Raw genomic sequence first — 20,837 nt, 5'->3', positions numbered from 1 at the left:
CCGCCGTCCTCACCAGTAGCGGCCCTGGATCATCGCCTCCAGCGCTGCCCGGTGCATGATCAGCCCGTCCGGGTCGGCCGGTGCGGGCACCTCCCCGAAGTGGACCTGCCGGTACGCCACGCGCAGCATGACCACGGCGTGCCGCAGGGCCGCGTACAGGAGGTGGAAGTCCATGGCGCGCGGGGTGTGGCCGGTGAGCCGGGCGTAACGCTCCTCGACGCGGTCGCGGCGCAGCAGGCCGGGCAGGCCCCGCTGACCGCCGCTCTCCGCCAGGTCCTGGAAGAACCGGTGGAGGAAGATCATCCAGCCGAGGTCCAGTTCGCGCGGGCCGGGCGCGGCCATTTCCCAGTCCAGGACGGCGGCGGGCACGAAGCCGTCGTAGACGATGTTGCCGATCCGGGCATCGCCCCAGGTCAGCACGGTCTCGTCGGTTTCCGCACGCTCCGACGGCCAGTGGTCGGCGAGCCAGGCGAAGCCGCGCTCGATCAGCGGTGACGGCTCCCGGCCCTCGACGACCCAGGCGTAATAGGCCCGCTGAGCCTCCACATGCCGCCGCAGCGCGCTGCCGCTGCCGGGCAGGGCCAGGAACTCCGTCTCCGCGACGGGCACCTGGTCGTGAATACGGGCGAGGACGGAGACGGTGGCCGCCTCCAGGGCCGCGCGCTCCGCATCGGTGGCGGCGTGCAGCCAACTTCCCTCGTACGTGTACGGCATGACGTCCGGCGGTACGCGGCCCTCGACCCGCTCCATCACGAAGAACGGCGCACCGAGCGGCGCCGGGTCCTCCTCCAGCCACAGGGTGCGCGGCACGGGCACGTCGGTGTGCTCGGCCACCAGGCGCATCGTGCGGTACTGGCGGGCCATGTCATAGGTGGGGAATACCGTGTAAGCGGCGGGGTCGGCGGCCAGGCGCAGAGCGCAGGAGCGGATGGGCGGGTGGGGGTGGTTGATGTCGTGAGCGGGGGCGTGGTCGGGACGACGGCGGATGTCGTGAGCAGCGGCGTGATCGGCACGACGGTCGATGTCGTCATCAACGGCGTGATCGGGACCACGGTCGCTGTCGATGTCGATGTCGATGTCGATGTCGATGGCGATGTCGAAGAGCAGGGTTTCGCTGGACATGCCGTTGGAGGCCGGGACGGTCGCGGAGACCGCGCGGACGCCGGGGAGGCGGGTGTCCAGCCAGGCGGTCAGGCGCCGGGTCAGCTCGCCGGGGTCGCGGGTGGTGGTCCGGGGCCGGGGCGTGCCGGTCATGACCGGTCCCCGGTGGGCCGCGTGTCCGGTGTGCCGACCGGTGCCACATCGGCGTACCCGGTGAAGCCGCTGGGGTCGTGGCGGCCGAAGCTGCCGTGCTCGAAGATCCCGTACCCGGTGCGGCCGTCGAGGGTGAAGCGGGCGGCGTGGTCGGTGACGCCGTAGGCCGCCCGTGGATGGGCGGCGGGGTCGGCGAGGTCGTAGGTGCGGCGGTCGGTCCAGTCGCGCCCGCGCCAGGTGCCGTGCTGCCAGTCGTCGGCGGGCGGGTAGCCCGCGCCGACGGCCAGCGGCGAGGAGGTGAGGATCTCGGCGGCGAGTTCGAGCGGCTTGCGGGACGGGTCGGTGAGGTGGAGGACGGCGCGCTCGGGGTGGCGGGTGCCGGGCCGGTAGGTGATGTCGGCGTGCGGCCAGCCGAGTTGGACGTCGTGGGTGCCGTTGCGGACGAGCAGGGCCTCGTTGAGCGTACGGTGCCCGTCGGCGCCCTCCTGGACGACGACCATCACGAACCGGTCGTCGAAGCGGACCGGGCACCAGATCCAGTGGAAGCCCTCGGGCCGCGCCTCTTCGGCCGCACGGCCGCCCTCCTCCCCCGGTATGGGCCGCACGCCCCAGCTGCGGTCCCGGGTACCGGTCCACTCCTCCGCCGTGACGGCCAGTTCCTCGCCGCCGGCGCGGATGGCGCCGGTGCAGGTGCCCGCCTGGACGAACCGGCGGCCCTCCAGCACGAGACGCCCGCCCCGGTACTGGGTGTGGTGCGGTTCCCACACGGCCGGGAAGGCGGCGTGCCACGTGATGTCGCAGGAGAGGCCGTCGGGGTCGGCCGGGTCGGCGGCGCAGCGTAGCCGGAGCCGTTCGAGAGGCCGCTCCACGGTGATCGTCAACGGCCCGACGGTGAGGGCGAGGCGGTCGTCGCTCAGCGCGTCGGAGGCGCGTACGGCGTGCAGACGGTCACCGAGCCGCAGGGTCGCATAGGCGTCGATGACCCCGGTGTTGGGGTAGACACCGAGGCCGGCGACGAGCAGCGCACGGCCGGTGTGGTCCATGACGTGGAAGATGCAGCGGTCGTAGGCGTTGCGGTCGCCGGTGGCGACGTACCGCATGGACAGCGGCACCTGGTGGACCGGGTATTCGTCGAGCGCGATCGGACGGTCGGTCACGGGACACCTCCTGGACGCGCGGGCGGGCGCGGGCCGGTGGCCACGAAGGGCGCGCAGTCGTCTCGACGACTCCCGTTTCCGCGACCGGAGTTGACGGTACGTCAGGAGTACGTGCGGGGACCATAGCCGCATCCGTACCGCGCGGCCCCGTACACGCCGCACTGCCGTACTCCCGCCACGCAACCGCCCTCACACCGAGCACCCATGCCCACCCGCACCCGCACCCACCCCGAGCCGCCGGTGGACATGGACACGAAGCCCCGGCTCCGCTGTACGGCGAACGGGCAGCCGTACAGTGAAGGCATCGAAGACAGCGAAGACAGCGAAGGCAGTGGACGACGAAGGCCGACGCGGGCACCGGCGACGAAGCGGTGACAAGGTGACCGGGTGACGGAACGAGGGGGACACATGACGACTGCCGGCTCCGCGCAGGGCCCGAGCAGCCTGCACTGTCTGCGCTGCGGCCAGGAGGTGGGAGGCCTCGCCGGCTGCCCCCGGTGCGCGGCGGAAGGCATCGGGGTCAACGCGATGCCGCCGCTGGCCGACCTGGAGGGCCTGGAACTGTCCTCGTACCGGGGCGGCCCGTGGGGCTGGCCGGAGACCCTGCCGGTCAGCGGCCCGCCGGTGACGCTCGGCGAGGGCGACACCCCGAACATACGGCTGCGCACCGACCCGGCCGCGCTCGGTGACGGGCAGGCGCCGGAGTGCGGCAGTGAGCTGTGGCTCAAGTACGAGGGCGGCAACCCGACCGGTTCGCACAAGGACCGGGCGATGGCGGTGGGGGTGGCCGCCGCGCTGGAGACCGGCGCCGACACGGTCGCCGCCGCGTCCTCCGGCAACGCGGGCGCGGCGGCTGCCGCCTACGCGGGCCGGGCCGGACTGCGGTGCGTGGTCTTCACGGACGAGGGCATTCCGCCGGCGCTGGCCGCCCAGATCGACCTGCTGGGCGCCGAGCAGGTGCGGTGCGAAGGCGGCTTCACGGCCCGTAACGCCGCGATGGCACGGGCCGTCGAGGAACACGGCTGGTACCCGCTCACCAGCTTCTCCGCGCCGTCCCCCGGCGGCAATCCGTACGCCGACGAGGGCTACAAGTCGGTGGCGTACGAGCTGGCGCGCGACTTCGCCGGGCGGCGGATCGACGCGGTGGTCGTCCCGACGAGCCGGGCGGACCTGCTGTCCGGGATCGAGCGCGGCTTCCGGGAGCTGGCGGCGGCCGGCCTGGTGTCCGCGGCGCCCCGCCTGGTGGCCGCCGAGGCCGCCGGTGCGGCGCCTTTCACGGCCGCCTTGCGCCACGCCGACCGCGCCGCCCAGGAACGTACGCGCGTGCGGAGCCACCCCACCGCCGCCTTCTCACTCGGCGAAGAACGTCCGTGCTGGCAGGGCCTGGACGCCCTGTGGCGCTCGGGCGGCACGGCGGTCGCCGTGGCGGAGAAGGAATTCGTGGCCGAACAACGGCGCCTGGCCCAACAGGGCCTGCTCCTGGAGGCGTCCTCCGCCGTGGCCGTCTCCGTGGCCCGCAGGATGCTGCGCGAACGGGCGGAGCTGGTGGTGGCGATCGGCACGGCGACGGGCATGAAGCAGCTGGGGACGGACGCGGCGGGCGGGTAAGGCCTTTGGCCTAGGCAGCCGTACGCCTGAGGCCACCTTCACTCCTGAGGCCGCCCCCACTCCTGAGACCGCCCTCGCTCCCCCATCCGCGCCTCAGCGGGACTCGGGCCCCACCAGGTGCCGCGCCACGACCATGCGCTGGATCTGGTTGGTGCCCTCGACGATCTGGAGCACCTTGGCCTCGCGCATGTACCGCTCGGCCGGGAAGTCGAGCGTGTAACCGTATCCGCCGAGGAGCTGGACGGCATCCGTCGTGACGCGCATCGCGGCATCGGTGCAGAAGAGCTTGGCCATCGCCGCTTCCTTGGCGAACGGCCGGCCGGCGTCCTTGAGGCGGGCGGCGGACAGGTAGAGCGCGCGGCCGGCCTCGATCTGGGTGGCCATCTCGGCAAGCATGAAGCGCAGGCCCTGGAAGTCGGCGATCGGGCGGCCGAACTGCTGCCGGGAGGCGGTGTACGCCAGCGCCTCGTCCAGGGCGGCCTGGGCGACGCCGATCGCGCAGGCGGCGATGCCGAGGCGGCCGGAGTCCAGGGCGGACAGGGCGACGGTGAAGCCCTGGCCCTCGTCCCCGATGCGGCGGGCGTCGGGAACCCGTACGCCGTCGAAGTGCAGCTGCGCCGTGGGCGAGCCCTTCATGCCCATCTTGCGCTCGGGCGCGGCGGCGGTCAGCCCCTCCGCGTCGCCGGGCACCAGGAACGCCGTGATGCCGCGGGCGCCCTTCTCTCCGGTGCGAGCGAGCACGGTGTAGAAGTCGGCGACGCCGCCGTGGGTGATCCACGCCTTGGAGCCGTCCAGGACCCAGGTGTCCCCGTCCCGTACCGCCTTGGTGGTCAGGGAGGCGGCGTCGGAGCCGGACGCGGGCTCGGAGAGGCAATAGGCGCCGAGCAGACCGCCGCCGAGCATGGCGGGCAGGTGGGCGGCGCGCTGCTCCTTCGTACCGAACTCGGCGAGCGCGTGGCAGGCGAGGGTGTGCACGCTGACACCGAGGCCCACGGTCAGCCGGGCGGCCGCCAGCTCCTCCAGGACCTGGAGGTAGACCTCGTAGGGCTGGTTCCCGCCGCCGAACTCCTCCGCATACGGGAGGGAGAGCAGACCGGACTCGGAGAGCAAGGCGAAGGTGTCCCGGGGGAACCGGCCCGCCTCCTCCTGCTCGGCGGCGACCGGCTCGATCTCACGCTCGACGAGGTCCCGTACCAACGTCAGCAGATCGCGGGCTTCCTCCGTGGGCAGCCTGCGGTCCACCGGCCGGGGGCCGTACTGGGTCATGGCGGCGCTCTCCTCCCTGTCGGGCGCTGCGACGGCGCTCGCGTGGGTGAGGCGGCGCCGCCGGTCGTTCGCACAGTGCTCAGCAGATGATCTCCCACCGGGTCGCGGAGGGCGGTGACCTGCAGCTGTGGCGCTGTGAGTATGCCCGATCGGCAGCGTCACGTCACTGGTTGATCGAGATCTTGTCCGCCTTGCCCGGGACTTCGTCAGCCGCAGCCCCGAACGGAACCCGACCCGGCCACGTCCACCGCCCACCCCCACGAGCGGCCCACCATCGCCATCGCCCGCACCCGCACCCGCACCCGCACCCGCACCCGCACCCGTAACGAGCCACCGCAACCAGCCACCACGACCGCCCCACCCCGCTCCCCACCCCCGCTCCCCTGACCCGTCACCCCACCACCCCGCCTCCCACCTGGCCCATCCCCCTCTCAACGCACAGCACACGCCGGCCAACAGAAGCCGTACGTCCCGCAAAATTGGTCCAAACCATTGACCACACTGGTCTAGTCCTTCTACGTTCTCCCCCGCAAGACTCAACGCGTCCATGCCAATTCGGAACGCGTGTCCGTCCCGCTCCACCCTCGCCCCCCTCCGAGGAGACGACATGCCCAGACCGATCCGTACGCGATCTCCGCGTCGGCTGATCGCCGCCACCACCGCCCTGTGTACCGCCGCCCTGGCCGGCACCCTGTTCGCCGGCACGGCCGCCGCGGACCCCGCCGCCTCCGCCACCCCCACGGCCGCCTCCGCCCCGGCCGGCGCTCAGGCCGCGGCCGGCAACAAGGTGGTCGGCTACTTCACCAACTGGGGCGTCTACGACCGCAATTACCACGTGAAGAACATTCAGGCGTCCGGCTCGGCCGACAAACTCACCCACATCAACTACGCCTTCGGCAACGTCCAGGGCGGCAAGTGCGCGATCGGCGACGCGTACGCGGACTACGACAAGGCCTACACCGCGGACCAGAGCGTCGACGGCAAGGCCGACACCTGGGACGCGGGCGCCCTGCGCGGCAACTTCAACCAGCTGCGCAAGCTCAAGAAGCTGCACCCGAACCTCAAGGTGATCTGGTCCTTCGGCGGCTGGACCTGGTCCGGCGGCTTCGCCGAGGCCGCCAGGAACCCCAACGCGTTCGCCCAGTCCTGCCTGGACCTGGTCCAGGACAAGCGCTGGGCCGATGTCTTCGACGGCATCGACATCGACTGGGAGTACCCGAACGCCTGCGGCCTGACCTGCGACACCAGCGGCCGCGAAGCGCTCACCAACGTACTGAAGGCGCTGCGCGCCAAGTTCGGCGGCAAGCTGGTGACCGCGGCCATCAGCGCCGACGCCTCGGCCGGCGGCAAGCTGGACGCCGCGGACTACCAGGGCGCCTCACAGTACGTCGACTGGTACAACCCGATGACGTACGACTACTTCGGCGCCTGGGACGCCAAGGGCCCGACCGCCCCGCACTCGCCGCTGACCTCGTACAACGGCATCCCCAAGGCCGGCTACAACACCACCGACACCATCAAGAAGCTCAAGAGCCTGGGCATCCCGTCCAACAAACTCCTGCTCGGCATCGGCTTCTACGGCCGCGGCTGGCAAGGCGTGACGCAGACCGCACCGGGCGGCACGGCGACCGGCGCCGCACCGGGCAAGTACGAAGCAGGCATCGAGGACTACAAGCTCCTCAAGACCCGCTGCCCCGCAACCGGCAAGGTTGCCGGCACCGCCTACGCCAAGTGCGGCACCCAGTGGTGGAGCTACGACACCCCGGAAACCATCGGCACCAAAATGACCTACAAGAACCAGCAGGGCCTGGGCGGCACATTCTTCTGGGAACTGAGCGGCGACACGGCAAACGGCGAATTGATCAAGGCAATCAAGTAACCGCTCACTGAGCGCCGCGGCCCGGCCCCGGCCGGCCCGGACTGCGCGGCCTGTCCGTCACCACCGTACGCGGTGCCGGACAGGCCGCCTCGCCGCGAGAGAGGCCAGGTCACAGCGGTGCCACGACAGCGGACACCCGCTCCACCGACGCCGCCCGGAGCGTACGGCGCGGACCGGGCCCCGGCACCGGCTCCCCGCACCCCCACAGCAGTGTCTCGCAGAAACCGGCACCTCCTATCAGAAGCAATCGCACCGGCGGGCCGCCCGGTTTCCCCAGCCGTCTCCCAGATGGCCACGCCCCACCGGCGAGGTGAGCCGGACCGCCTCGATCCGACAGCCGAAAACGTCACCCTGCCGGGCCGGACCGAGCGTCCGCACAGCGCTCTGGTGCTTTGACCGGGAAGGTTCGCCGGGTTGCCGGTTCCAGCGGTTGGATGTGCGGTGGCGTCGGTTCCGACCACTGGGGGTGTGGTGGCAGAGCCTGTCCGTGTGCGCAGACTGACCGGCCAGGAGGGCCGACGAGGACACCGTCCGCGACGTGATCCAGCGGTTCAACGAGATCGGCCTGGCCTGCCTGGAACCTCGGTGGGCGGGAGGCCGTCCCCGCCTGCACACTCCTGACGACGAGGACTTCGTCGTCCAGACGGCCACCACAAGACCGACCAAGCTCGGCCAGCCCTTCACCCGCTGGTCCATCCGTGAACTTGCCGCCTACCTGCGGAAAGGCCACGGCCGCGTCATCCGGACCGGCCGCGAGGCGTTACGGTCCCTGCTCTCCCGCCACGGCATCACCTTCCAGCGCACCAAGACCTGGAAGCAATCGCCCGACCCGGAGCGCGACGCCAAGCTCGACCGCATAGAGCACGTCCTGGACCGCTTCCCCGGCCGCGTCTTCGCGTTCGACGAGTTCGGCCCGATCGGCATCCGCCCCACCGCCGGCTCCGGCTGGGGCCACTCCGGTCACCCCGAACGGCACCCCGCGACCTACCACCGCACCCACGGCATCCGCTCCGATCACCTGACCATCGACACAGCGCACCTGGCACCCATCAGGCTGCCCCCCCGGAAAGACCGGGGAACGACTCTGCTGCGTCCTCCGGCTGCCCATCAGCGACGCAGGACAAGAGCAAGTCCTTGCCATGGCCAGGCCCTCTACTTCATCGGCGACCTGTTCGCGTTCCGCCTCATCCAGCTTTGGCGGTCACTCCTGCTGGGTGGACCCATTTGGTTCTGCGGTCTGCGCGGGTTCGGCCATGGCGTATTTGCCATCGATAATCTTGATGACACCAGTCTTCAAAAGAGCCGATAGGGCATCAACGTAGATTGATTTATTGAGCCGGAATAGAATCCCATCGGAGTAAATTTTGGACCGAATGGCGCTGCGCTCCAACTGCTCCCTGTTCAGGTACTCCAGAATAAGAACTTGAGCTCTCTCGAGGAGTGTCTCCCGAGTGGACTTGACTGCCCACGCGAATGCGCCTGCAAGCAGCCCGGACACTGCGATGGCTCCAGTGAGTTGGGCATCCGAGCGGAAGGCGTGGAAGAGGAGATAGACGATGTCGGCGAGCAGCGCTAGTCCGCTGCCCAGATAGGCAACCAACACGGTGCAGCTCGCCGAACTGTGCCCGGCGAATACAGCCGCTACGAACATGCTGATCACGAAGACCACAGCCAGGATCGGCAAGAATATGAGCAGCCACATGATCGACATTGCGTCGCCTTCCCCCGAGCTACTTGCAGAAAGTCTACCCAGGAAGCCGCTCAGAGCGGGAGCTTTCTCTGTTGAGCGGCCTACCGCCGCGCGACCCCCGGCAGCCCGCTGCGCTCGCAAGCCGCAAAGAGAGGAACACTGTCAAGCGCCTGATCAACAGGCTCACGGCATGGCGAGGCATCGCCCCGCGTCGCGGGCTGCCTCTGAAGCGTGTTGCAGAAGGCTGTGATCTGGGCATTTTCCTGGTGTGGCCGGGGTGTTGAGGGCTGATCGGGTGCGGGTGGAGACGTTCACGGGTCTGCGGCTGCGGCAGTTTGAGGGGCTGTTGCGGGCGGTACGTGAGCGGGGCGGCAACGGTCCTGGTGGCGGTCGTCCCTGGTGCCTGCGGCTCGCTGACCGGGCCCTGCTGGTGGCCGTCCACTACCGGACGAACCTCACGATGCGGCAGCTCGCACCGCTGTTCGGGATCTCGTCGGCGACCGTGTGCCGGGGCACCAACGGCTACGGCCCGGCTCCGGGCAACAAGGCCGGCGCCCGCATCTGGCGGAACTCCGGCCTGCCCGCCCAGTGCCAGGGCGTGACCGTGCTCGGTGACGGCGCCTGCCTCAACACCGGGCTCCTCGTCCCGCACCGCAAACGCCAGGGACGGCCCCTCCGGCCGGGCGAGGAAGAGGACAATGCCGAACACCGCAAGGTCCGCGCCCGCGTGGAACATGCCTTCGTGAGGATGAAGAACTACAAGGTCCTCCGTGACTGCCGGCAGCGCGGCGGCGGCCTCCACCACACGGTCCAAGCCGTCGCCCACATGCACAACCTCGCCCTGGCCACCTGACCACAACCGCCGGAACCGGGCCCTGACCTGCCTGATCACAGCTTTCTGCAACACGCTTCAGGGCGCTCCTGGCCGGGTGGGCGCACGCCGAGACGCCTCAGCGGTGCCGGTCGCCGCCGCGGCGTGACGCGCTGCGACGACCGGCGAGTCGGCTTTCATGTCGGGTGGTGCGAGGCGTACGCGTCGATGCCGTCGCGCTGGTAGGCGGCCAGGCCCGGGACCGGCCATCGGCTCGAACGCGGCGCGCCAGTGCTCGTCCTCCACGCCGGAACGTCCGATCGCGCGGTACCGTCGGCGGTGACCGCCCGGATCCGGAGCACGACCCGGTACTGGGTCTCGGTCTGCGCCCGAGGGCCGTCGGCGGGCTCTCCGGAGGCCAGCAGTGCGGCCTCCGGATCATCTGGGCGGTGCGGTCGCGTTGGTCGGCCTCGGTCTCAGTGGCGCTCGACGACGCGTTGTGCCGCTCGATGGCCTCGGCCAGCTCAGGGAAGTCACGCAGGCTCTTCCTATGCTGCACGAGCCGGACGCCTTCGAATAGGTTCTCCGGCCGGTTGCTTTCGATCATGGCGGTGCCGTCCTTCCTGAACTGTTCCGGTTCACCGATCGTGCGGGAGACGGTGGCGGCCAGAACATCGAGCCGGTCGCGTTCGGCGAGCAGCCGGCGGTGGAGACCTCGAAGCGCCTCCAACTCGTCGACCTGCGCGGCCAGTACCCGGCTGATCTCCGACAGCCCCAGGCCCAGTGCCCGCAGGACGAGGTCTGCTGCGGGCGCAGCAACTGCTCCTCGGTGTAGCAGCGGTGGCCGTTGGCGCCGGTCCACGCCGGCGGCAGCAGACCGATCAGGTCGTAGTGCCGCAGGACCTGGCCCCTCACGCCCGACATCCGCGCGCCCTCCGCGATCGGCCAGGCCATCACGCCTCCTCACAGGGATGCTGTGCCGGGCCCGACTGCCCGGCCGTGGTCGGAACCGTAGAAGCCGCCGCTGCGGCAACTTCAAGTCCGGCGGGCGTTCCTCTGCCCGGTGACGCCTCTCTTCCTTGCGGGGCGACGTAACCCCTGCGCCACCCCTGGCCGCCGTAACATCGGCGCCAGGGCCTTCCGGGGCCCTTTCTCGGGCCAGTCGGGTACGCACACCGGGCATGTCGGGTACATCAGGTACGACGGACCATCGCGCCCGCGTACGTATGCGACTAGCCCGGCTGCACCACCGGGCCGACGCCCGCCCGCGTCCATGGCCCACGGCGAGTCGGAGCAGCCATGGGCCATGAGGCCGCTCCCGGACACAGCGGCCGAACCCATCTGCGGGAAATCCGCGGGATGGATTCCGCCGGGTGTTTCGCACCGGTCATGGCGGCGGGCATCGTCCCGGGGGCCGCGACCTCGGTCCCGGCCCCCGCCCCCCGGCCCTCGGCCCCGGCCGAAGCCAGGTTATGCCGGGCGGTGGAGGTGGACGAGGAAACCGCCAGGTCAGCACCTCGACAGGCCCGTGGCGTCGCCCCCCGCGAAAACTGCCGGGAGGCCATGTAGGGCCGGCCACGTACGTCACCCGCTTGGCCCTCGTATGTGGGCAGCTCCGGGGCCGGGGCTTACCGTCGTGGCCAGCGAGGAATGCGGGGCCTTGATGTCCGTCTTGTCCACTTCGGTCGCTGGTGACTGGCCATTGCAGCTCTTTCGGCGGGCGTCGGTGGCCGTACCGGCGTATGCGAAGTTTCTGCGCAGTCGCGACTGTGATCCGGCTCTGGTGGTGGAAGCTGCCGACTTCGGTCGTGTCCCGATCATGGCCAAGGAGAACTATCTGCGGTCGGCTTCGCTGACCGATTTGATGTGGGACGGCAGTCCCGGCGGTGCCCGCCTGGTGGCGTCCAGTTCGGGGTCGAGCGGTACCCCGTTCTACTGGCCCCAGGACGAGGAGAGCCTGCGGGAAGCCGTCCACCTCAACACGCCCTTGTTCGATGCCTTCGACTGCCGTGCCCGGTCCACTCTGTGCGTGATCTCCTTCTTCATGGGTGCGCACGTGGCCGGCATCTCTCAATTTGAGGCAGTGCTGCGTCTGGCGCGGCGGGGTTACCGGCTCACTGCGATCTGTCCGGGCATCGATATCGAGGAGAACGTGAGGGTCCTGCGGGACGTCGCTCCCCATTTCGACCAGACCGTGGTCATGGGCTACCCGCCCCTCGTCAAGGATGTCCTGACCGCTGCCTGCGCCGCCGGCGTGTCTCTGGAACCGCTCGGACTCCGTCTGGTGTTCTCGGGCGAGAGCTTTTCCGAGAACTGGCGCGACAGCGTCCACCGGGCGGCACGAGCCACCGATCCTCTCGGCAGCTCCCTGGCGATCTACGGTTCGGCGGACTCCGGGATCATCGGCGTCGAGTCCCCGCTGACCGTGTACGCGCGTCGTGCCGCAGCACAGGATCCGCAGCTGTGCGAGGCGCTGTTCCCCGGTGCAGGCGTACTGCCCGCGTTGGTGGAGTTCGACCCGCGGTACCGCCACATCGAGGACGTCCAGGGCGACCTCGTCCTCAGCGCGCGCAGCAGTCTGCCGTTGATCCGCTATCGCATCGGTGACGCGGGCCGCGTGCTGTCGATGGCGACACTGGCCAAGGTGATGGCGCAATGCGGTCACGCCGTGCCCGCGGATCTCGCGGGGGGCTCGACAGGGCACTTCGCCGCGCTGTACGGACGCAAGGATGTCGTATGCACCTTCTACGCGGTCAACATCTACCCGGACAACGTCAAAGAGGCGCTCGAACGGCCCGACCTGGTGTCCGAGGCATCCGGCAGGTTCCTCCTCGGCAAGGAGACCGCGGCGAGCGGCGAGCAGCTCCTGCGCCTGCGGGTGGAGCTGGCGCCGGGCACCGCACCGAGCCCGCCGCTGCAGCAACGCATCGACCAGGCTGCCGGTGAAGCGCTGCGGTCGACCAACGCGGAATACCGGAAGCTGGAAGAAGCGATGCCTGGCCGGCGCCTCCTGGATGTGGTCACGCTCCCGCACGGCGATCCGGTCTTCGCACGTACCGGCAAGAGCCGGCGGGTCGCTCCGTGACACGCCGTCCCACGCGGCCGTCGGCCGGCGTTCGCCTGTACGACATGTCGCGCCGCCAGGACGTGGCGGCCTTCGAGGAGCTGCGGGCCTGCGGGGAGCCGCCGCACGAGGTGGACGACCTTGCCGGCATCGTCGAGGAGCTCTTCCGTGTCGAGTTCCCCTTCCTCACCGTCGACTCCCCGTACTACCAGGTCACCTACCGGCGCTACCTGGCCTCCAGGTGGCACGGCGGCGACCTGCGCCGTGCCGGCGTGTGGGCCTACTTCCCGTGGCGGCGCACGGCCGTGCACCTGCCGGACGAGACGACGTTCCTGCGGCTGCGCACGGCACGCAACCGTGACCTGATCACGCACCAGGAACAACAGCGCTACCACGCCGCCCGGGTGGGGGTGGCCGGACTGAGCGTGGGCATGTCCGCGGTCATGACGCTGGTCGGTACGGGAGGCCCGGGCCGGCTGCGCATCGCCGACCCGGACACCCTCGCGCTGACGAATCTCAACCGGGTGACGGCATCGGTATGCCACCTCGGTATGCCCAAGGCCACGATCTGCGCCGAGCGGGTGTGGGAACTCAACCCCTTCCAGCACATCGACATCTTCGACAGCCTGTCGGAACGGACCGCCGAGGACTTCTTCGGCCGCGGTGCCGACAGCCTCGACCTGCTCATCGAGGAGACGGACGACCTGCGGATGAAAGCGTTCGCCCGCTTTGCCGCACGCTCCCGGAAGGTGCCGGTCGTCATGGCGACCGACAACGGGGACAACGTGCTCGTGGACGTGGAGCGCTATGACCTGGAACCGCGACGGCCGCTGTTTCACGGTGCGGTGGACCAAGCCCGGCTGCACCGGCTGCACCGGCTGAGCGGGCACCTCACGGATGCCGAACGTGTCACTCTGGCCGACGCGCTGGTGGGCCCGGGTGTGACCGCACGGATGAAATTGTCGCTGCTGCAAGTGGGCACGCGCCTCGTCAGCTGGCCGCAGCTCGGCACGGCAGCCGGTCTCGCCGGTGCCGCGGTGGCCTACACGGCCCGGCGGATCCTCACCGGCCAACCCATGCCATCCGGCCGATACGCGGTGGATCTGGACGCGGCTCTGGACGTCGGCCACCATGCCCCGCAAGCGGTGGCCGAGCGCGAACGCGTCGACGCCGAGTACGCCGCGAGCATGCGGACGCTGTTCGGAAGCGCGCCGTGACCAAGGAGCCGGGCCGGTACCCCGCAGACGGAGCCCTTCGGGACAAAGTGCGCTTCCTGGCGCAGGTCGCAGGCCGCGCCCCTTCCGCCCACAACGCGCAGCCGTGGGCCTGCACACTCGTCGGCGACGAGCTCCACATCGGCCGCCATGACGCCTACGCGCTGGACGCCGGCGACCCGACCAGGCGACAGACGGCCCTCTCCCTCGCCATGTACATCGAAGCGTTCGTCGTGGCGGCCCAGCGCTGGGGGATCCACGCCCACGTGACATGCACGGCGCAGGTTCCCGGCGACCGCACCATGGCGGTGCTGCACCTCACCGAATGCGCCCCGGCCAGAAACTGTCCCCTGTACCGCGCCATCTGGCAACGGCACACCGACCGGGGGCCCTACGCGCCGCTGGACAAGCCCCGCTGGCTGGACTCCCTCGCCCTGCCGGACACCGGGGCCGATACCCGGCTCTTCCCGATCACCGACCGGGAAGCCGCGGAAAGGATCGGCGCGCTCACGGGCGCCGGACTCGCCACCGCTCTGTCCCTGCCCTCCCTGCGCCGTGAACTCGCCGCACTGGTGTACTGGCACGGGGAGCCCGCCGTTCGGGGGATGGCCGCGGAAGCGCTGCTCCCCGGCACCGAACGCTGCGCCATGCCGGCCTCCCAGTGGTTCTCGGACCACACGCGCCCCGAGCAGGCAGCCGAGACCGTACGTACCGTCTACGCGACAGCGCCGGGGCTGGTCATGGTCGTCGCGACAAGGGCCGACGACCCGAGAGCCTGGTGCGACGCGGGCCGTACCGCCTACCGAGTCCTGCTGCGCGCGGCAGCCGGGGGGCTGGCGCACGACATCCAGGCCGGACCGGTGGAAGTACCCGCCTTGGCAGCCCGGCTCGCGGCCGAGCTGGAGCCCGGCTGGCGGCCACAGATCCTCCTGCGGATCGGGCACCCGCTCGCCCCTCAGCACATCGGCTCCGTGCGCAGAACCGTCACACTGGAGTGACCGTATCACCCGCCCGCCGCGTGCTGCGCGATGCCGCTGGATTCTTCCGGCTGACGCGGCGCCGACCGACGGGCGTTGCGCGCCGTGCTGAACCTCAGCCCGATGCCCGCGGCCAGACCCGAGCACGCCGTGAACGAGAAGTTCATCTGTCGTATCGTCGGTGGCGCTGCGTCCACGGCTTGTCGGTGCCGCTGCACCCACAGCGCAGTTTGAGCACCACTGGCGGGAGGGCCCCGCACGAAACCGGAAGGTCGGGGGTTCACGTGCGGGGCCGCTCACGGGGTGTGGGCCGTCAGACTCCGATCAGGGTGTACGTACCCGTACCGTCCTGGCGGCCGCTGGAGTACTGGCGTATGAACTCCCCGTCCGCGTACCGGTCGTGGCCCATCATGGAGCCGGTGTACTTGTTCTGCACACCGATCTTCGAACTGCCGGGTACGTCGCGGTAGATGTAGAACCGCTGGAGGTCGTCCTCCGCGCAGGTGGCCGTCTGCAGGACCGCCCGATCGGTGGCCGCGTTCTGCTCGGCGATGGTCGCGCACCCGCCGTTGCCCCAGTTCCAGAGGGAGGCCTCAAGGACACCGTTGCGCTCCGTCACGTTGCACAGGCGCCAGTTGTCCAGGTGGGCGCTGAAGATCGTCGAGGGCCGCAGGCGGACACCGTCGGCCGCCAGGAGCGGCGCGCCCCAGGACAGAGGCTTGCCGGGTACGGCGATCTTGTAGACGTCGGCCTGGCAGTCGAGAGCAACCTGCGCGCTACGTCCGGTGGCCTTGGGCCGTTCAGCAGACGTGCCGCCGGCAAGAGCCGGGCGCTGCACGAGGCGGTCCCGCATCTGCTTCGCCGTCGGCGCCACCGCACCCGCCGGGTGCCCGGCCTTCGCGACGGCCGAGCCGCAGTCGAGGAGGCTTTGCGCCTTGGCCATGATGCTGCCTGCGGGCACCTGGTCCTGGCAGCGCACCGCGCCTTCCTCAAGGGTGGTGTAGGTGGTGAAGTTGCCGCCGTCGGGCCCCTCGATCCACTTCAACGCCCAGCTGCCGTCGCCCTGTTGGACGCGGTTGCAGTTGAGGCTCGCGTACGTACCGGTGACCTTCTTGGTGCCCTTGTACGCGCCGTAGTAGCCGGGCTGGTTGAAATTCCACGTGACCGCGTTCGACTCGGTGCTGGTGGAGGTGTAGTCAACCTTGACGTTCAGGCCCAGGCTCGCGCCGACCTTGCCGAGGACCTCGGTGCCGAAACCGCCCTCGACATTGCCGTTGAGGCCGACGGAGACCGAGATGGTCGTCTGAGTGGTGGTGGTGACGGTCTGGGTGCCGGTGGTGCCCTCGGTGACGTACCAGCCCTTGAAGTGGGTGATCGTCGGGGACACCTCGGTGGTCTTGATGTGCGGGTGGCGTGTGCCGAGGTCGGCCGCCGTACAGCTGGCGCCGGGCGCGGGCGTCTGCGCCGCCCTGGTGGTGGGGGTCGCAGCAGCCGGCGGGGCGGCAAGGCCCATGGCGGTGACCGCCCAGGCGGCCGCCGTAGCGGTCACCGCCATGAGTGATCTGCCGACGCGGCTGACGGGTCTTATGGGGCGCATCGTTGCCCTTCCCCCTGGTCGTGTGTGTCCGGTCAAGGGGTGAACGTAGCGGCCACGGGGGTGGTGGTGAGAGCCTGGAACTGGCCAAAAATGATCATAGAGGGCAAGTTGCCGACGCAGCCGCGGACGTGCGCTGCGCGGCCCCGCCTGGTGGTAGTTCGTCCGGTGCAGGTCGGGCAGAGTATCTGGAGCACTTACGGGTCCTTCCGGAACTGACGCCGACGCCCTCCCCCAGGAGGCGCGCGTCAAACCGGCGGGCACCGGCCTGGCCGCCGCACCCTCCTGGGCCGTCGACGTGCCACCGCGCAGCACGTACGGACGCTGGGACACGTACCGGTGGAGAGGTCATCACCGAGCAACTCCATCGGTCCGCCGCCCGCCTGACACGGAACGATCTGCGCCAAGACCTGCACCGCCTCGACAGGGAAGCCGATCTGCCCGAAGCCGTCCTGATACGTGGGGCCCGCATCCTGCTGGACCGGGCTGCTGCTGCGGAACGCCCTGCGGGAGAACGATCAGGCGCTCGACGCGTGGGCCGGCTGGGCGGCCCGCCGCGACACCACGTACCGTCTCGGCCGCACTCGGCGAGCAGCTCTCCGTCCTCGTCAAGGCCACCGCTGGGCAGCCGACCCGGCTGTCTCCTGGGTTCGTGCCCGTGTTGCGGCTCCTCCAGGGGGCCGGCGAGCCTCCCGGCGACGTGCAGGCCGCGTTCCTCTGCGGGGGGGGGCAAGCCGGCACCGCGCGACCCGGAGGTGTACTGGCGGGACATCCAGCGAAGTCGCGCCGAGCGCCCGCTGCCCGGGCCGCTGGCCGACACCATCACTGCGTGCGCCTTCTGGGACCGGCCGCGCGAGGAGCCCACCCGGGTACGGCGGGGACGCTCCCGGTCCTGATCGTCGCCGCCACGGGCAATCCGCGCACCACGTACCGGAGTACCGGAGCAGTGTCGCGCTGCACGGCCAGCTGCCGAGTTCGAAGCTGATCACCCTCAAGGGTGCCGACCGGGACGGCCTTTACGGCGATTACGGCAACGCCTGTGTCGATTCCACGGTCAATCGGTACCTGCTCACCGGCACCCTGTCGGCGGACGACCAGACCTGCGCCAAGTAGCCGCCGAACGTTTCCGCCCCGGGCGGTGTTCAGGCCGAGGTTGTTCACTCCGAGGACGCCTGACCGGCTCCGATGTGTTAGCTGTTGCGGATGGGGCCTGGCCTACGTCGGGAACGTCGGAAACACGGAATGAACGCCTCAAGGGCCCGCCCCCGGCTCACAGTTCCCGATCGCGCCCCGCTGTCACTCCTTCGGGTGCCGGTCGTGCGGTCCGTCATTTTTGCGGTGCCGGCGTACTGATGATGGTCCTACGTCAAGTTGGGGCCGAACAGCCGTGGGTGGCTGGTGGTCGGGTCACCGGCACGGGGGCGGCGGCCGGGACTGTGTCCGGACCGTCGGCCATGTGCTGTCGGCCTCGACGGGGCTGCGCGGAACAGAAGTTCTGGGCCGGAGCGAATGCAGGGATGCGGCTGTGCACCTGACTCCACACGAACAAGAACGTCTGATGCTGCACGTGGCGGCCGATGTCGCCGAGAAGCGCCGGGCCCGGGGGGTGCGGCTCAACTACCCGGAGGCCATGGCGCTGCTGATCGTGCACGTTCTCGAAGGGGCCCGGGACGGCAGGACCGTCGCCGAGCTGATGTCTTCCGGGCGCAAGCTGCTGGGCCGGGAGGAGGTGATGGAGGGGGTGCCGGAGATGATCGAGAACGTGCAGGTGGAGGCCACCTTCCCCGACGGTACGAAGCTGGTGACCCTCCACGAGCCCTTCCCCGCCGTGGGACAGGACGAGGAGCCGGTCGTCTGGCCCGGGAAAGTGGACTTCTCCCCCCGGGAGGACGACGCGGTGGTGGTCTACAACGAGCACCACCGGCAGGAGAACCAGATCACCACGCTGACGGTCGAGAACCCGACCGACCGACCCATCCAGGTGGGCTCCCACTACCACTTCGCCGAGGCCAACGACGGGCTCCAGTTCCGCCGCAAGAAGGCGTGGGGCAAGCGGCTGAACGTCCCCGCCGGCAGCTCCGTACGGTTCGAGCCCGGCATCACCGAAGAGGTCGAACTCGTACCCATCGAGGGCGAGAGGGTGGTCCACGGCCTGCGCGGCACGATCAAGGGGCTGCCCGAGAAGATCAAGGGTTCACTCGACCACATCCGGGGTTCGTTCGACCAGGAGCGGGTGTGACGACCATGACTTCGTGCCCTGACTGTTCCTGCTGCCCGGCAGAGCCTGGCCCCTTCGATCCCCTGTCCCGCACCGCGTACGCGGACCGGTTCGGCCCCACTGTCCGCGACCACATCCGGCTGGCCGACACCGCGCTGAGCATCAAGATCGAAGACGACTGGTGCGGCGGTCCCGGCCGCAGCGGCAACGAGATGGTCTTCGGCGGCGGCAAGGTGATCCGCGAGTCGATGGGGCAGTCCGTCGCACCGCGCGACCCGGGCCGGCGCAAGACCGGTGAGGCCGCCGACGACCGCCGGGTGCTGCCGCCCGACACCGTCATCACCGGCGCGGTCGTACTGGATCACTGGGGCATCGTCAAAGCCGATGTCGCCGTCCGGGACGGCCATGTCGTCGGGCTGGGCAAGGCGTACAACCCCGAGACGATGGACCCGCTGCACGAGGACGACGGCGTCCGCCACAACGGCGTCGGCCCGGCCCCCACCGACTTCGTCGTCGGGCCGGACACCGAGGTCATCGCGGGCAACGGCAAGATCCTCACCGCCGGCGGGATCGACACCCACGTCCACTTCGTCTGCCCGGACCAGGTGGGTGAGGCGCTGGCCGCGGGGGTCACCACCCTGATCGGGGGCGGTACGGGCCCGGCGGAGGGCAGCAAGGCCACCACCGTCACGCCCGGCTCCTGGCACCTGGCCCGTATGTTCGAGGCCTTGGACGGCTTCCCGGTCAACATCGGGCTGCTCGGCAAGGGCGCCACCATGTCCAGGGAGTCCATGCTCGATCAGGTGGACGCCGGGGTCATCGGCCTCAAGGTGCACGAGGACTGGGGCGCGACTCCGGCCGTCATCGACCGGTGCCTGCAGGTCTGCAAGGAGACCGGCGTCCAGCTCGCGCTGCACGCCGACTCCCTGAACGAGGCCGGCTTCGTCCAGGACACCCTCGACGCCGTCAAGGGACGGCCCCTGCACGTCTTCCATGTCGAGGGCGCCGGCGGCGGCCACGCACCCGACATGATCAAGATGGTGAGCGAGCCGAACGTGCTGCCCGCCTCCACCAACCCCACCCGCCCGCTGACCGTCAACACGGTCAAGGAGCACTTCGACATGGTGATGGTCTGCCACCATTTGAACCCGCAGGTCGAGGAGGACCTGGCGTTCGCGGACTCCCGGATCCGGCCCTCGACGATGGCGGCCGAGGACATCCTGCACGACTTGGGCGCCATCTCGATCATGTCGTCCGACGCGCAGGCCATGGGACGCATCGGCGAGATGATCATGCGGACCTGGCAGACCGCGCACGTGATGAAGGTACGCCGCGGCTTCCTGGAGGAAGACCGCCCCCGGGACCGGCCGGAGACCGGGCCGAAGGACACGGAGCCGACGGACGGGACGCCGGAGCCCGAGTCGCCGTCGGCCGACAACCGGCGCGCCCGGCGGTACGTGGCGAAGTACACCGTCAACCCGGCCCTCGCCCAGGGCATCGACGCCGTCGTGGGCTCGGTGGAGCCCGGCAAGCTGGCCGACCTGGTGCTGTGGGAGCCGAAGTTCTTCGGCGTCAAGCCGCACCTGGTCATCAAGGGCGGCCAGATCGCGTACGCGCAGATGGGCGACGCCAACGCCTCCATCCCGACCCCGCAGCCGGTGCTGCCGCGCCGCATGTGGGGCGCCACGGGCCTGGCCCCCGGAGCCATCTCGTACAACTTCGTCACCGACCGGGCCCTCAAGAAGGGGCTGGCCAAGCGGCACAAGCTCACCAAGCAGTTCCGGGCCATCAAGGACACCCGCACCGTGCACAAGGCCGACATGAAGGAGAACGACGCCACCCCGGACGTGCGGATCGACCCCGACACCTACGAGGTCATCATCGGCGGGGCGAAGGTGACGGATGTGACGACGTTCGTCGACGACCGGATCGTCGACCGGGCCTACGTCTCCGAACTGCCGATGGCGCAGCGGTATTTCCTGTTCTGAGTGGCCGAGGGGTGGGTGAGGTAGTGGGGAAGTGGGGTGTGGGGATGAGTGGGGCGGCGTTGCTGGTCCTGGCGGACGGGCGGTTTCCGGCGGGTGGGCATGCTCATTCCGGTGGGG

General features: G+C 70.2%; 15 protein-coding genes and 2 pseudogenes. 10 read left to right on the top strand and 7 right to left on the bottom strand.

The window, feature by feature from the left end:
* Window positions 1–9: 9 nt before the first annotated feature.
* Together AB0L45_RS15495 and AB0L45_RS15490 are read right to left on the bottom strand one after the other, a co-directional pair.
* A complete protein-coding gene (locus tag AB0L45_RS15495; protein ID WP_365839973.1) occupies window positions 10–1,254 on the bottom strand; it encodes a phosphotransferase family protein in 1,245 nt (414 codons plus the stop codon).
* Window positions 1,251–2,411, bottom strand: a complete 1,161-nt coding sequence (locus tag AB0L45_RS15490) for a hypothetical protein (protein WP_365839971.1) — start codon at window positions 2,409–2,411, stop codon at window positions 1,251–1,253. Before AB0L45_RS15490 ends, AB0L45_RS15495 begins: the two co-directional genes overlap by 4 nt.
* 408 nt (window positions 2,412–2,819) lie before the next feature.
* Between AB0L45_RS15490 and AB0L45_RS15485 the strand changes: the two genes are divergently transcribed.
* A complete protein-coding gene (locus AB0L45_RS15485) occupies window positions 2,820–4,019 on the top strand; it encodes a pyridoxal-phosphate dependent enzyme (protein ID WP_365839969.1) in 1,200 nt (399 codons plus the stop codon).
* 93 nt (window positions 4,020–4,112) lie between these two features.
* Here AB0L45_RS15485 and AB0L45_RS15480 read toward each other — a convergent pair whose 3' ends face one another.
* Window positions 4,113–5,285, bottom strand: a complete 1,173-nt coding sequence (locus AB0L45_RS15480; protein WP_365839967.1) for an acyl-CoA dehydrogenase family protein — start codon at window positions 5,283–5,285, stop codon at window positions 4,113–4,115.
* Between the two features lie 607 nt (window positions 5,286–5,892).
* Between AB0L45_RS15480 and AB0L45_RS15475 the strand changes: the two genes are divergently transcribed.
* Together AB0L45_RS15475 and AB0L45_RS15470 are read left to right on the top strand one after the other, a co-directional pair.
* Window positions 5,893–7,164 (top strand): glycoside hydrolase family 18 protein, encoded by a 1,272-nt coding sequence (locus tag AB0L45_RS15475; protein WP_365839965.1) that lies wholly within the window; start codon window positions 5,893–5,895, stop codon window positions 7,162–7,164.
* A 538-nt stretch (window positions 7,165–7,702) separates the two neighbouring features.
* Window positions 7,703–8,173: pseudogene (locus AB0L45_RS15470) on the top strand (helix-turn-helix domain-containing protein); the annotation flags it as partial.
* A gap of 192 nt (window positions 8,174–8,365) precedes the next feature.
* On the opposite strand, the gene AB0L45_RS15465 reads toward AB0L45_RS15470, so the two are convergent.
* Complete coding sequence (locus AB0L45_RS15465; RefSeq protein WP_365839963.1) at window positions 8,366–8,875, bottom strand: hypothetical protein; 510 nt, start codon at window positions 8,873–8,875, stop codon at window positions 8,366–8,368.
* Between the two features lie 247 nt (window positions 8,876–9,122).
* Here AB0L45_RS15465 and AB0L45_RS15460 point away from each other — a divergent pair, with 247 nt between their 5' ends.
* Window positions 9,123–9,707 (top strand): transposase family protein, encoded by a 585-nt coding sequence (locus tag AB0L45_RS15460; RefSeq protein ID WP_365839961.1) that lies wholly within the window; start codon window positions 9,123–9,125, stop codon window positions 9,705–9,707.
* A gap of 155 nt (window positions 9,708–9,862) precedes the next feature.
* Here AB0L45_RS15460 and AB0L45_RS15455 read toward each other — a convergent pair.
* Window positions 9,863–10,619, bottom strand: a pseudogene (locus AB0L45_RS15455) (MerR family transcriptional regulator).
* A gap of 709 nt (window positions 10,620–11,328) precedes the next feature.
* Here AB0L45_RS15455 and AB0L45_RS15450 point away from each other — a divergent pair.
* The 3 genes from AB0L45_RS15450 to AB0L45_RS15440 are packed head-to-tail and all read left to right on the top strand — an operon-like array spanning window position 11,329 to window position 14,941.
* Entirely contained in the window at window positions 11,329–12,750 is a 1,422-nt protein-coding gene (locus tag AB0L45_RS15450) for a hypothetical protein (protein ID WP_365839959.1), read from the top strand.
* Between the two features lie 44 nt (window positions 12,751–12,794).
* A complete protein-coding gene (locus tag AB0L45_RS15445) occupies window positions 12,795–13,946 on the top strand; it encodes a ThiF family adenylyltransferase (protein WP_365839957.1) in 1,152 nt (383 codons plus the stop codon).
* Window positions 13,943–14,941, top strand: coding sequence for a hypothetical protein (locus AB0L45_RS15440; protein ID WP_365839955.1), 999 nt, complete (start codon window positions 13,943–13,945; stop codon window positions 14,939–14,941). The genes AB0L45_RS15445 and AB0L45_RS15440 overlap by 4 nt, the downstream gene beginning before the upstream one ends.
* 5 nt (window positions 14,942–14,946) lie before the next feature.
* Here AB0L45_RS15440 and AB0L45_RS15435 read toward each other — a convergent pair whose 3' ends face one another.
* Window positions 14,947–15,087, bottom strand: a complete 141-nt coding sequence (locus AB0L45_RS15435; protein ID WP_365839953.1) for a hypothetical protein — start codon at window positions 15,085–15,087, stop codon at window positions 14,947–14,949.
* A gap of 146 nt (window positions 15,088–15,233) precedes the next feature.
* Window positions 15,234–16,475: a hypothetical protein gene (locus AB0L45_RS15430; RefSeq protein WP_365839951.1), complete on the bottom strand. Its 1,242-nt coding sequence runs from the start codon at window positions 16,473–16,475 to the stop codon at window positions 15,234–15,236.
* Between the two features lie 498 nt (window positions 16,476–16,973).
* On the opposite strand from AB0L45_RS15430, the gene AB0L45_RS15425 reads away from it, so the two are divergent.
* The 3 genes from AB0L45_RS15425 (at window position 16,974) to AB0L45_RS15415 (ending at window position 20,720) form a co-directional block, all read left to right on the top strand.
* Entirely contained in the window at window positions 16,974–17,627 is a 654-nt protein-coding gene (locus AB0L45_RS15425; protein WP_365839950.1) for an alpha/beta hydrolase, read from the top strand.
* 412 nt (window positions 17,628–18,039) lie between these two features.
* The gene (locus AB0L45_RS15420) at window positions 18,040–18,753 is read left to right on the top strand and encodes an urease subunit gamma (protein WP_365839948.1); all 714 of its coding nucleotides are present in this window, start codon (window positions 18,040–18,042) and stop codon (window positions 18,751–18,753) included.
* A gap of 5 nt (window positions 18,754–18,758) precedes the next feature.
* A complete protein-coding gene (locus AB0L45_RS15415; RefSeq protein ID WP_365839946.1) occupies window positions 18,759–20,720 on the top strand; it encodes an urease subunit alpha in 1,962 nt (653 codons plus the stop codon).
* Window positions 20,721–20,837 lie beyond the last annotated feature (117 nt).

This window comes from Streptomyces sp. NPDC052496, from assembly GCF_040679095.1.
Lineage (GTDB): Bacteria > Actinomycetota > Actinomycetes > Streptomycetales > Streptomycetaceae > Streptomyces.
Note: the sequence above shows the minus strand (reverse complement) of the source record. Positions and strands in the feature narration are given on the sequence as shown.